At 71.0% G+C, this 12746-nt stretch carries 11 protein-coding genes; 3 read left to right on the top strand and 8 right to left on the bottom strand.

Annotation, left to right across the window (positions count from 1 at the left end):
- The first annotated feature begins 61 nt into the window (after window positions 1-61).
- Window positions 62-1087: an alcohol dehydrogenase gene (locus tag ABTY62_RS01310; protein ID WP_352127248.1), complete on the top strand. Its 1026-nt coding sequence runs from the start codon at window positions 62-64 to the stop codon at window positions 1085-1087.
- Here the strand turns inward: ABTY62_RS01310 and ABTY62_RS01305 are convergent.
- The 5 genes from ABTY62_RS01305 to ABTY62_RS01285 all read right to left on the bottom strand — a co-directional run bounded on the left by ABTY62_RS01305 (window position 1074) and on the right by ABTY62_RS01285 (window position 6340).
- Window positions 1074-2291 carry a cytochrome P450 gene (locus tag ABTY62_RS01305; protein WP_352127247.1) on the bottom strand — a complete coding sequence of 406 codons (1218 nt, stop codon included), beginning with the start codon at window positions 2289-2291 and terminating at the stop codon, window positions 1074-1076. The genes ABTY62_RS01310 and ABTY62_RS01305 overlap by 14 nt on opposite strands.
- Window positions 2292-2330: 39 nt before the next feature.
- A complete protein-coding gene (locus tag ABTY62_RS01300; RefSeq protein ID WP_352127246.1) occupies window positions 2331-3725 on the bottom strand; it encodes an NAD(P)/FAD-dependent oxidoreductase in 1395 nt (464 codons plus the stop codon).
- Window positions 3715-3942 (bottom strand): ferredoxin, encoded by a 228-nt coding sequence (locus tag ABTY62_RS01295; protein WP_352127245.1) that lies wholly within the window; start codon window positions 3940-3942, stop codon window positions 3715-3717. Before ABTY62_RS01295 ends, ABTY62_RS01300 begins: the two co-directional genes overlap by 11 nt.
- Before the next feature lie 147 nt (window positions 3943-4089).
- Entirely contained in the window at window positions 4090-4722 is a 633-nt protein-coding gene (locus tag ABTY62_RS01290; RefSeq protein ID WP_352127244.1) for a UbiX family flavin prenyltransferase, read from the bottom strand.
- A 103-nt stretch (window positions 4723-4825) separates the two neighbouring features.
- Window positions 4826-6340, bottom strand: coding sequence for a UbiD family decarboxylase (locus ABTY62_RS01285; protein WP_352127243.1), 1515 nt, complete (start codon window positions 6338-6340; stop codon window positions 4826-4828).
- A gap of 239 nt (window positions 6341-6579) precedes the next feature.
- On the opposite strand from ABTY62_RS01285, the gene mdlC reads away from it, so the two are divergent.
- Window positions 6580-8163, top strand: a complete 1584-nt coding sequence (gene mdlC, locus ABTY62_RS01280) for a benzoylformate decarboxylase (RefSeq protein WP_352127242.1) — start codon at window positions 6580-6582, stop codon at window positions 8161-8163.
- 51 nt (window positions 8164-8214) lie between these two features.
- Complete coding sequence (locus ABTY62_RS01275; protein ID WP_352127241.1) at window positions 8215-8970, top strand: SDR family oxidoreductase; 756 nt, start codon at window positions 8215-8217, stop codon at window positions 8968-8970.
- A 7-nt stretch (window positions 8971-8977) separates the two neighbouring features.
- Here the strand turns inward: ABTY62_RS01275 and ABTY62_RS01270 are convergent, their stop codons facing one another.
- From ABTY62_RS01270 to ABTY62_RS01260, 3 genes are all read right to left on the bottom strand, one after another.
- Entirely contained in the window at window positions 8978-10135 is a 1158-nt protein-coding gene (locus ABTY62_RS01270; protein ID WP_352127240.1) for an ArgE/DapE family deacylase, read from the bottom strand.
- Between the two features lie 79 nt (window positions 10136-10214).
- Window positions 10215-11480 carry a M20 family metallo-hydrolase gene (locus tag ABTY62_RS01265; RefSeq protein WP_352127239.1) on the bottom strand — a complete coding sequence of 422 codons (1266 nt, stop codon included), beginning with the start codon at window positions 11478-11480 and terminating at the stop codon, window positions 10215-10217.
- A 20-nt stretch (window positions 11481-11500) separates the two neighbouring features.
- Window positions 11501-12637: a diaminopropionate ammonia-lyase gene (locus tag ABTY62_RS01260; protein ID WP_352127238.1), complete on the bottom strand. Its 1137-nt coding sequence runs from the start codon at window positions 12635-12637 to the stop codon at window positions 11501-11503.
- Window positions 12638-12746 lie beyond the last annotated feature (109 nt).

Raw genomic sequence — 12746 nt, 5'->3', positions numbered from 1 at the left:
CGATCGGCCCGGAGCTGATCTGCTGGTTGAGGGGCCTTCGTACGTGTTCTCCGGAGGAACCATGAGTCGCTATCGAGTCGCGCAGGTCACCGCCCCTGGCGGTAGGTTCGAGCTGGCCGAGCGAGAGGTGCCGCGGCCAGGACCGGGCCAGGTGAGGATCACCGTGGAAGCGTGCGGGATCTGCCACAGTGACGCGCTCTTCGTGAACGGCGGACTACCGGGCGTGTCGTTCCCCGAGGTCCCCGGACACGAGATCGCCGGGCACCTCGAGGAGCTGGGCGAAGGCGTTCAGGACCGTGGATGGCAGGTCGGTGACCGGGTCGCGGTCGGCTGGTTCGGCGGCAGCTGCGGCTACTGCCGGCCCTGCCGCGAGGGCGACTTCATCGTGTGCCAGAACCTGAAGGTCCCGGGATGGGCGTACGACGGAGGCTTCGGCGAGCAGGTGATCGCCCCCGCCGACGCCCTGGCCCGGATCCCCGACGGACTGTCGGCGAGCGATGCAGGGCCGATGGCCTGCGCGGGCGTGACCACGTACAACGGGCTGCGGCGCAGCTCCGCCCGGCCGGGCGATCTGGTCGCCGTGCTCGGCCTCGGCGGCCTCGGGCACCTGGGGGTGCGGTACGCGGTGGCGATGGGCTTCGAGACCGTGGGGATCGCCCGCGGCGCCGAGAAGGCCGACTTCGCCAAGCGGTTGGGCGCCCACCACTACATCGACAGCACCTCCGGGACGCCGGTCGCCGAGGCGCTCCAGTCCCTCGGCGGCGCCAAGGCCGTCCTGGCCACCGCCGGGAGCTCCGAGGCCATCACGGCCACCGTGGACGGCCTGGCCCACCGCGGGGAGCTGGTGGTGATCGGAGCGGACGCCGCACCGATGGCCATCACCCCGGCCCAGCTGCTCATGCACGCCCGCGTCGTCCGGGGCCACCCGTCGGGCACCTCCCAGGACGTGGAGGACACCATGGCGTTCAGCGCCCTGCACGGCATCCGCCCGATGACGGAGACCGTGCCGCTGGACCACGCCGACGAGGCCTACCAGAAGATGCTCGCCGGCCAGGCCCGTTTCCGGATGGTGCTCACGACAGGCTGATCGCCACGGGAAGGTGGCGGGGGCCGCGCAGCACGGCGTTGGCGCGGTACGGCGGCGGGTCCTCCAGCAGCCGGAAGTCCTTGACCCGGCGGAAGAGTTCGGGGAGGGCGAGGTGTGCCTCGATGCGGGCGAGCGGGGCGCCGAAGCAGTAGTGGATGCCGGTGTAGAAGCCGAGGTGCTGGTTGTCCTTGCGCTCGGGCGTGAACCGGTCGGGGTCCTCGAAGCGTTTCGGGTCGCGGTTGGCCGCGGCCAGCATGAGCCAGACCGGGGAGCCCTTGGGGATGGTGGTGTCGGCGACGTCGATGTCGGCCAGGGCGGTGGTCCACGGGACGAACTGCACCGGGGGCTCGTAGCGCAGCACTTCCTCGATGAGCGGGGTGGCCAGGTCCGGCTCGTTCTGGAACCGCCGGAGGATGTCGGGGTGGCGCAGCAGGGTGAGCGTGGTGTTGGTGATCAGGTTGACGGTGGTTTCGTGGCCGGCGACCAGGAGCAGCACCGCCGTGGCCACCAGATCCGCCGGTGTCATGCTGCCGCCGGGGCCGGTCTGGGGGGCGAGCGCGCTGAGGATCCCGGGGCGGGGATGGCGGCGTGAGTCGTCGATCAGGTCGGACAGGTAGGCGCCCATCGCCTGGCGTGCCGTGTCTGCCTTCTCCTTACCGTTCTCGCCGGGGTGGGGGTCGACTCCGGCCGCCAGGGCGTCGGCCCAGCCGTGGAAGCGCGGCTCGTCCTCACGTGGCACGCCGAGGACCTTGCAGATGGCCGTGACCGGAAGGGGGTAGGAGAAGTCGTCGACGATGTCGACCTGGTCCTTGCCTTCGAAGGTGTCGAGCAGTTCGGTGACCACCTTGGCCAGGTCTGCTTGCAGGTCGTAGAGGAACCTGGGGCTGTTCGGGGGGCCGAACGGGCAGTTCGCCGCATTGCGCAGCCGGTCGTGTTCGGGTGGATCGGTGAAGATGAAGCTCAGCGGCAGGCCCGTGTTCTCCTCCGATTCCCCGGGGCGGGCGCAGCCGGCCCCGCGGTGGCGTGTGTCGTTGCTGAGCCGTGGGTCGTTGGCCAGGCTCCTCACCTCGTAGTAGGTGCTGACCAGGTAGGTGCCGTCGTCCTCCCGGATGACCGGCTGCTTGCGCAGCTCCGCGTAGAGCGGATACGGATCGGCCCGGTTGGCGTAGTCGTTGATGCGTTCGGACATGCTGCCGAGCGTCATGGTGTCTCCTAGGGGCTTCGGGCGGTCCAGGGCCGGTGGTCAGGCCCGCGACGGGACGAACTCGATACGCCGCTCGCTCGGTGAGTGACCCGTCAGCGTGACGGTGGGCTGGTGGGTGGGGAGGTGGGGGTCGGGCAGGGCGGGATCGATCGGCTGCGGCGCTTCCGTCCGGCGGTCGACCAGGGGATAGTCGGGCGGGAACGGCGCGCCGCGCTCGATCCGCTCCCGGTAGAACCCCAGCCACTTCGCCCGGTCGAAGAAGGCGGCGGCGATGACACGGCCGCGGTATCCGTACACCGCGACGAACGCCTTCTCGGCGAGTGCCCCTTGGGCGATGACCAGTTGGTCGCCCATCGTGGGGACGCCCACGGATTTGATGTTGACGCCGAACTGGACGGACCAGAACGTCGGCAGCCATAGATGCGGACTGCGGTCGGGAGCCGCGCAGATCATGTTGTGGGCGGCGATCTCGGCCTGTTCGACCGCGTTGCCCCAGTGTTCCAGCGCCAGGAACTGGTAGTCGAACAGCGGATGGGGGCTGCGTGCGACGTCACCGGCGGCGTAGATGTCATCGGTGACGATGCCGTTGACGTCGAACACCCGGCATCCGGCGTCGCAGGCGATCCCCCGGGGACCCGCGGCCACCCCGGAGCCGGCGAGCCATTCGGTGTTCCGGATGGCGCCGAGCGCGGTCACCGCCACGTCCACGTCGATCGCCGCGCCATCGGACAGATGGGCGCGCCTGAGCCGTCCGGCCTCGTCGCCCTCCAGCGCGGTCACGCTGGTGCCGCAGCGCAGGTCCACCCCGCGATCGCGCTGAAGCCGGGCCGCCACCTCGCCGACGACCCCGCCGAGCGCGCCCACCAGCGGTGTCGGGCCGCGTTCTGCGACGGTGACCGCAAGGCCCCGCTCCCGGCAGGCGGAGGCGACCTCGGACCCCGTGAAACCGGCGCCGATCACCAGCACCCGGGACGGGCCGGCGGCCAGCTTCCGGTACAGCCGGGCGGCGTCGTGGCGGGTACGCAGCACGAACACCCCGTCCAGCGCCTCCTGTTCGGGGTAGAACCAGGGGCGCGCCCTGGTTCCGGTGGTGATCAGCAGCCGGTCGTAGGCAACCGTGTCGTTGTTGGCCAGGCGTACCTGCTTGGCGTCCCGGTCCAGGCTCTCGGCGGCGACGCCCAGCCGCCACTCGGCGTCGATGTCGCGCCGCCGCGGCAGCGCGGTGTCCTCGGCGTCCGCCCGCCCCAGCAGCACCTGCTTGGACAGCGGCGGCCGGTCGTACGGCTCGTACGGCTCATCGCCGATCATGGTCAGGGAACCGGTGAACCCCGTCTCGCGCAGGGTCTCCGCCGCGCGCAGACCGGCCAGCGAGGCACCGACGACGACGATGCGGCCCGCTCGCCGAAGGACCTCGACATCGCTCTCAGCCGACACGGGGTTCCACCCCCTTCGTCGGCTCGTCGGAGTAGTCGACGAGGATGGCCTGGACCGGACAGGCCGCCGCGGCCCGCTCCACCAACTCGCGCTGCGCCTCGTCGAACTCCGGCGAGAACAGCAGCGCCTCTTCGCCGTGCAGGGCGAACACGTCCGGGGCGAGGAACACGCACTGCGCGAACCCCTGGCACCGATTGAGGTCGACGACAAGTCTCATCTGGAACCCGCTCCCTGCTCGGGCCGCGGTCACCGCAGACTACGCGGCCCCTGCGCTTGGTCCACACGATTGGTCGGCATGCCTCCCCACCAGGATCGACCCCCCGGGAGCGGATCGCAAAGCGGGAACGGCTGTGGCCGGCCTGGTTTATCGCGTTTGCGTGTGCTCGCGTCGCGCCGTGGTGTCGCTGCCGTCCCACTGGTAGCGATCCGTGCCGGCCAGGCCCAGGAACTGCAAGACGCGTTCGACGAACTCCTCCCGCAGCTCCTCGAGTGTCTCCGGCACGTTGTAGTACGTGGGGATCATGGGGTACACGGTGGCTCCCGCCTCGGTGACGGCGACCATGTTGCGCAGATGAATGAGATTCAGTGGCGCTTCCCGGAGGCAGAGGACGAGTTTCCGCCGTTGCTTCAGCATCACATCCGCGGCTCGCTCGACGAGGCTCTCCGTATGGCCGTGAGCGATGCGTCCGATGACGCCGACCGCACACGGCATAATGATCATTGCGTCGGTCGGGTAGCTGCCGCTGGTCACCGGTCCTGACATATCGGCCGGATCCAGGAAGCGTACTTTCGGTGATGTCGCGTCCAAAGCCTCGACCACCGAGTCCGGATCTTCACCGGTGCGGAATTCGAAGGCCACCAGTTTGCGCCCATTGGCCGACACCAGAAGATTGACATGGCCGACCCGGTCGTCCCGCTGAAGCGCGGCGAGCAGGCACTTGGCCACACCGGTGCCGCCCGCTCCTGTGACAGCAACCGTCACATTCTGCTGGGTCACGAGTGTCCCTTTCCTGGCTCATCCCCGTGGTTGAGGACCGCTGTCCGTCACGGTCCGAGAGGCACGCTGATCGGTACCTCGCCGTGTGATCGCCGAAACCCCGTCATTCACCCGGGCGGCGTCCGCCTGCCGCCTCGGACTCGGACTGAGACTCCGACTCGGCGGCGAGGACCTTGGCGCGCACATCCGCCGGGTAGACGCCGTCGAAGGTCGCGGGCGGGACGCGTCCGCTTCCCACCGCCGGGAGCAGCGCGTCGTGCACGACGACGGCACCCCAGCCGTTGTGGAGTTCCTCCTCGAGGAAGCACGGGTACCACGGCATGATCGGCCCGTGCCACTGCTCCTGGCGGAGTGACGGATGCACCCTGGTCGCCAGCGCCCACAGGAGATCCGCGTCATTCGACGGATCCACATCGTCGTCGAGTACGTAGACGACCGGGGAGAGCCGGCCGACGCGGGTGCCGTTCAGTACCTCACCGACGCGGTGCACGAATCGCGCGCTGTCCATCCCCGGCAGCACATCGCGCCAGTTCTGCGGGACCGTGATCACCGTCCAGAAGCAGGCGGCGCCGAGCGGCAGCCAGGCAGTCGTGATGGGCAGTCCCGCCTTCCGCAAGACCGCGACGGCCTCTGCCGAGATACCGGCGGCCGGTGCGACATGCGAGTCGTCCACAGGCCGTCCGGCGGCGGCCAGCGGCCAGATGGGGTTCCCCCGGTACGTGATCGCTTCGATGCCGAACAGCGGCTGTGGCGACGTCTCGGGCAGCGCCCAGCCGTGGAACTCGGCGAACGGGCCTTCCACGGCATCACGCGTCGCGGACAGACGCCCCTCGATGACGACCTCGGCGGAGGCCGGCACTTCCAGGTCGTTCGTCTCACACCTCACCACGTCGACGGGTCTGCCCAGCACCGCTCCGAGATACGCGCCCTCGTCGACCTCGGTCGGGACGGTCATTCCGCCGACGACGGAAACACCCGGGTCGCCGCCCTGGACGAGGGCGTAGGGCATCGGCTCGCCGAGGGCCTCCCACTCGCGCCAGATCATGCCGAGGTGCTGGCTCGGCAGCACCAGTCCGGTCATGTGCCGGTCGTCGATCATCATGATGCGAGAAATGGACCAGTTCGTCCAGCGGCCGTCCGGTGTCCTCGCGACGATCACACCCCACGTGTTGACGTAGGGGCCGCCGTCGTCCTGGTGAACGAACGGGATCGGAAATCGGCCGAGACGAGCCTCGTCACCCAGCAGGATGTTCTCCTTGCAGGGCACCGAGTCGGCTGCCACACGCCGCGGCGGGAGCAGTTGCCTGGCGCCTGCCTCCCTGAGACATTCGACCAGCTCGGCAGGGGTCGTCGTATACGGCAGGCCGAGGGAGAGGGAGATCCGCGCCAGCGGATTCCCCGGAACGCTCGAGAGTGCGCCGGGGGCTCCGATCATGCGGAATCCCTCTCCGACTCCGTCGAGGTGCTCGAAGAACGGGGCGGGCCGGCCGTTCTCGGTGGAGCGTCGCGTGACGGCCGCCGCTTCCAGGTTCGGATCGATCACGCGGGAGATGCGCTGAACATCTCCCAGCGCGTCGAGCGCGGAGATATAGGACCGGAGGTCGGTGATGTCGGCCATCAGTTCCTCACTCCTTTCGATTCGGATGGGTGAGGCATGGGTGAGGGATGGGTAAGGCATGCCGCTCTTTCAGCGTGCCGTCGGCGGCGCGATCCTGCCGGGCGCCCAGTGGCTGCCGCGCGGTCCACCCCGTAGCGTCGGGATTACCGACGCGCACATGGCCGCGTCTGAAGGAAAAGCCACCGTGCTCGCACGAAAGGTGGCAGCTCACGATGACCGCACAACGCACCGTCCGAAGCGTGACCTACGATCTGCTGCGCTCCTTGGGGCTCACCACCGTCTTCGGCAACCCCGGCTCGACCGAACAGCCCTTTCTTCAGGAATTCCCCGACGATTTCACCTACGTACTGGCGCTCCAGGAGGCCTCCGTCATCGCGATGGCCGACGGCTTCGCCCAGGTCACCGGGCGCCCGGCCCTGGTCAACGTGCACTCCTCGGCAGGTCTGGGAAACGCCCTGGGAAACCTGGTGGCGGCGTACCACGGCAGCACTCCCCTCATCGTCACCTCGGGGCAGCAGCACCGGGAGCTGGTGATCGGCGATCCGTACCTGGGCAACCGTGAGGCCACCACCATGCCGAAGCCCTGGGTGAAGTGGTCGTACGAGCCCGCGCGCGCCGAGGATGTCCCGGAGGCGTTCATGCGGGCCTACGCGATGGCCTTGCAGCCGCCCGCGGGGCCGGTCTACCTGTCGATCCCCTTGGACGACTGGAAGCGGCCGCTGGCCGGCTACACCCGCGTCCGGACGGTCGGCAACCGGGTCGCCCCGGACCCGGACCGCCTGCGGCAGTTCGCCGACCGCATCTCCGCCAGCAGCCGCCCCGCGCTGGTCTTCGGGCCGGAGGTGGACCGCGGCGGCGGCTGGGACACGGCGATCGCCCTGGCGGAGAAACTGCGCGCGGCCGTCTACGGCGCCCCGCTGCTGGACCGTGCCTCCTTCCCCGAGGACCATCCCCTCTTCCGCGGGCCGCTCGGGATGTCCGTGAAGACCATCAGCGACCGGCTGACCGGGCACGACCTGGTCGTCGTCATCGGCGCCGAGGCGTTCCGGTACTACCCCTACATCCCCGGCGACTACCTCCCGGCAGGCACCGAACTGCTCCAGATCACCGCGAACCCCGAGGTCGCCGCGGCGGCGCGGGTGGGCGACAGCCTCCTCGGCGACACGCATACGGCGATCGGCCTGCTGCTGAACATGGTGGCGGACGGCTCCGCGCGCACCGCCCCGGCGCCGATGGAGCGGCCACGGGAGCTCCCGCGGACGCCCGACAGCCCGCTCACACCGCCGGAGGTCTACGCAGCGCTCAGCAGAGTCAGGCCGGCCGACGCCGTCATCGTCAACGAGTCGACCTCCACCATGGCGCAGCAGGTCGAGTGGCTTCCGACGGTCAGGACCGGCTCGTTCTTCGCCACGGCCAGCGGCGGTATCGGCTGGGGCACACCGGCCGCGGTGGGAGTGGCCCTGGGCGACCGGGACAGGGGCGTCGAACGGTCCGTCCTCGGCCTGATCGGCGACGGCTCGTTCCAGTACTCCGTACAGGCCGTCTGGACCGCGGCTCAGCACAACCTGCCGATCGTCTATGTGGTCATGCGCAACGGCGAGTACTCCATCCTCAAGAGCTTCGCGGTGCTGGAGGAGACACCGGGCGTCCCGGGCCTCGACCTGCCCGGTCTCGACATCGCCACCGTGGCCCGGGGCTTCGGCTGCCGCGCGGTCGATGTCAGGACCACGGAGGACCTGGAGCACGAGCTCACGGAGGCCCTGGCCGCCGACACCACCACGGTCATCGTGGTGTACACGCAGCCGCAGAAGGCAATGCTGTAGCGCAGCCGACGCGTGCGACGGTGTGCACGCACGAACGATGGGATCTCTGCCGTGCTGAAAGACACCACAGCCGTCGTCACCGGCGCCTCCAGCGGCATCGGCGCCGCCGTCGCGCGAGCACTCGCCGCGGAAGGGGCCACGGTCGCCCTGCTCGCGCGGCGCCGCGACAAGCTGGCCGAACTCGCCGAGACCATCAACACGCGCGACGGCGGCCGGGCGCGGATGTACGAGGCCGACGTCACGCATGCCGACGCTGTACGCGACACGATCGACGCCGTGGCCCGCGACTGCGGCGGCGTCGACATCCTGGTCAACAACGCCGGGGGCGGCTCCTGGGGGCCCGCTGTCACCGCCGAACTGGCCGACTGGCACAACACGGTCGAGCTGAACGTCAACGGAGTGCTCAACGCCACCCACGCCGCACTGCCGCACCTCACCCGCGCCGCCGCGACCCACGGGCGTGGTGTCGCCGACATCGTGACCATCAGCTCCGTCGCCGGGCGCAGAGTGCCCAGCGCGAACAGCAACGTCTACTCGGCCACCAAGCACGCCGTCGGCGCCTTCTCCGAAGCCCTCCGGCAGGAACTCGCCGAGCAGCATGTACGCGCCGGCCTGGTGGAACCCGGCATCGTCGCCACCGAGCTCACGACCAGCGGCCACGCCTACACGCCCGAAGCGGCGAGCGTCGCCGGATACGGCCCGCTCCAGCCGGACGACATCGCGGCCACCGTCGTGTTCATGGTGACCCGCCCGCGCCACGTCGCCCTCAACGAGCTGCTCGTACGGCCGACGGAACAGACCAACTGACCAGGGCTCAGGAGCAGAAGTCCGCGATGGCGGCGGTGAGGATGCCGGTGAGGCGGTCCAGCGAGGCGAGGTCGACGTACTCGGTGGCCGCGTGGGCGCCCGCCCCGTCCACGCCGAAGAGCAGACAGGGGATGCCGGCGCGGTCCAGGAGGGCGCAGTCGGTCCAGAAGGCTTCGGCGCGCACCGCGGGCGGGTGGCCGAGGGTCTGCTCGGCGTGGCGGGCGAGGGTGCGCACGATCAGGGCTTCGGGGTCGGCCGCGAAGGGCTCGCGGTGCAGGCCGCGGGCCAGGCGGTAGCGGAAGTCGGGGACCGTGGCGGCGAGGCGGTCGAGAACGGTGGTCAGTTCGCGCTCGACGCTGTCGGCGTTCTCGCCGGGGACGGTGCGGCGCTCCAGGGTGATGCGGCAGTGCGCCGGGTAGGTGGAGGGTTCCTCGCCGCCGCGGATGACGGAGGCGTGCACGGTGCCGGTGCCCAGGAGGGGGTGTGCCGGGCCCTGTGCGAGGCGCTGTGCCAGTTCTTCCAGGGCGACCAGGAAGTGGCCGGCCTTGGCGATGGCGTCGATGCCGAGTTCGGGGCGTGAACCGTGGGCGGCGCGGCCTTCGATCTCGACGTCGAACCAGGCGAAACCCTTGTGGGCGAGGGTGACTTCGAGATGGCTCGGTTCGGTGACGACGGCCGCGTCGGCGGTGAAGGACTCCAGCACCTCCTCGGTGCCCGAGCTGCCGTGCTCCTCGTCGGCGACGCAGGCGAGGATGACATCGCCGCGCAGGGGTCCGTGGGCGGTGGCGCGGGCGGCAGCGACCATCATGGCCGCGATGCCGCCCTTCATGTCGAAGGCGCCGCGGCCGTACATCCTGCCGTCGCGGATGCACGGGTCGAGCGGGTCGCCGTCGTAGTCGGCGAGGCTGACGGTGTCGAGGTGTCCGTTGAGCATGAGGGAGCGGCCTCCGCCGGTGCCGCGGGCGACGGCGACGAGCGAGGGCCGGCCGGGGCGCTTCTCCAGGCGGTGGACCTCGAAGCCGCGGGCGGCCAGCCATGCGCCGCAGAAGCCGGCGATGGCGGCCTCGCCGCCCCCGCCGGGGACGAGGTCCGGGTTGACGGAGTCGATGGCGATCAGCTCGGCCAGCAGGCGGCCGGGGTCGGTGTCCGGGGGCTCGGGGGGCATCGAGGACCTTTCGAAGTTCGGCTGCCGGCCGGGGATTCAGCGGCAGGGCGGTGAGTGAGGCAGGCGGGCCGCCGTGGGGTCAGTCCTGGTCGGCCAGGCGCAGGAGGGTGGTCGCCAGGACATCGACGCCGTGGGCGCATGCCTCGGGGGTCGAGTACTCGCGGGGGTTGTGGCTGATGCCGTCGTGCTCTCCCCGCACGAAGATCATGGCGGTGGGGCAGAGCGCGGCGATCTCCTGGGCGTCGTGTCCGGCGCCGGACAGCAGGGAGATGTGCTCCAGGCCGTGGTCGTCGGCGGCCTGCGCGATGGTCTTCCGCACCCCCTCGTCGAAGGGGACGTAGACGGTCCTGGCCATGCGCCGGGTGGTCAGCGACAGGCCCGGTTGGCTGCCTTCCAGGTCGTGGAGGAACGTGGCGAGGGCCTTCTCGGCGCGGGCCATCTGAGTGTCGTCGGGGTTGCGCAGGTCGACGGTCATCTCGGCGCGGGCCGGGACGATGTTGGTCAGATCCGGGTGGACGACCAGATGGCCGACGGTGGCGCGCAGCTCGCCGTACTCACCGGAGTCGACCAGGGCCCGCAGGTGGACGACGATCTGCGCGGCCGCGAGGCCCGCGTCGGCGCGCAGGTGGGTGGGGGTGGTGCCGGCGTGGGCGGCGCGGCCGTGGATGGTGATCTCCTGCCAGGAGATGCCCTGCACACCGGTGACGACACCGATCTCGACGCCGTTCTCGGCGAGGACCGGCCCCTGCTCGATATGGCACTCGACGTAGGCGTACGGCGGGGCGAGGTGCACATCAGCGGGGCCGTCGAAGCCGGTGCGGGCGAGTTCGCCGCCGAGGGTGCGGCCGTCGCGGTCGGTCAGGGCGCGTGCGTACTCCACGGTCAGGCGGCCGGCGGCCACGGCGCTGCCGAGCATGTCGGTGCCGAAGCGGACGCCTTCCTCCTCGGTGAAGATGCCGACCTCGACCGGGCGGCGGGTGCGGATGCCGCGCTCGTTCAGGGTCCGTACGACCTCGATGCCGCCCAGGACGCCGAGGCAGCCGTCGAAGGCGCCGGCGGTGGCGACGCTGTCGATGTGCGAGCCGGTCAGCACCGGGGCCGCGGTGGGGTCGGTGCCCTCGCGGCGGCCGTAGATGTTGCCCATCCGGTCGATACGGACGGCCAGTCCGGCCTCTTCCATCCAGGCGATGACCTGGCGGCGGCCGGCCGCGTCGGCGTCGGTCAGGGCGAGGCGGTTGACGCCGCGCAGGCCGGTGCGCTCGTCGTCGTAGGCGCCGATCTCGGCGAGGTCCATGAGGGACTGCCACAGGCGTTCGCCGTTGACAGTGATCTTCGGGCTGGTCATGGCTTGTCTCCGGGGGGTGGTCAGAAGCGGTGTGCGCCGTGGGCGGTGGTGGAGTGCGGGTTGGCGGCCGTGCCCTCGGTGCTCAGCAGGACGACCGTCGACGTCGCGCCGAGGCCCAGCGCCGTACGGCGGTCTTCGGCGCCCGCGCCGGTGAGCACCGCGCGCAGACCGGCGAGAGCCGCGGCCCCGCACGGGCCCGAGGACACGCCGAGGGCGTCGAGGCGGGCGGCCGCGAGGGCGCTGTCGTCGTCGGGGATGGCGACCGCGGCGTCCAGCCCGCCGCGCAGGTAGGGCCAGGCGATGCTGGACGGGGTACCGCAGTTGAGTCCGGCCATGGTGGTGTCGCCGGTGGTGACGCTGACGGGTGCACCGTGGGTGAGGCTTTCGAGCACGCAGGCCGCGGACTCCGGCTCCACCGACAGCAGCGCCGGAGCCCGCCCGGAGGGGTGGCTGCGGTAGTGCGTGATCACGGCCTGGGCCAGCGACCCCACGCCCACCGGGACGGCGACGAGGTCGGGTCCGTCGGCGGCTCCCTGTGCCGCCAACTGCTCGTCGATCTCCGCGCAGAGGGTGGAGTAGCCCTCGACGATCCAGCCCGGGATCTGCTCATAGCCGGGCCAGGCGGTGTCCTGGACCAGGACCGCGTCCGGCGCGGCGGCCGCCCGGGCCGCCCGGCGTACGGCCTCGTCGTACGCCCCCTCGACCTCGGTGACCTTCGCCTGCTCGGCGACGATGGCCGCCACGGCCCCCGCGTGCACGCCCCGCGGGACGAAGACATGGGCGCGCTGCCCGAGCAGGCGTGCCGTGCGGGCCACCGCGCGGCCGTGGTTGCCGTCGGTGGCGGTCACCAGGGTGACCGGGCCCGGCGCCCGGCCGCTCGCGGCCCGCTCGGCCAGGGTGCGGTGGACCGCCCAGGAGGCGCCCAGCGCCTTGAAGGCGGGCAGCCCCAGACGGCAGGACTCGTCCTTGACGAAGACCCGGCCGACCCCCAACTCGTAGGCCAGAGCGGGTAGTTCGTGCAGTGGGGTGGGTGAGTAGGCGGGCAGCGCGGCATGAAAGCCCCGCACCTCGGCGGGTGCCGGATCACACCGCCAGGTACGGGCGCCGGGCCGCGTCAGCCACGGCAGCGCGCGGGGGGAGGAGAGGTTCTCAAGCACACGATCAGGGTCCGGCACCCGCCCAGGATCGGTCCAGCGAATGTTTTCGACGTATACTCATCGGGAAAACCGACCATTGAAGCCGCCGCTGCGCGATGGCGGGGAAACC

This window comes from Streptomyces sp. NPDC097640 (genome assembly GCF_040302705.1).
GTDB lineage: Bacteria > Actinomycetota > Actinomycetes > Streptomycetales > Streptomycetaceae > Streptomyces.
The sequence above is the reverse complement of the archived record's forward strand: the minus strand, read 5'-3'. Positions and strand labels throughout refer to the sequence as shown.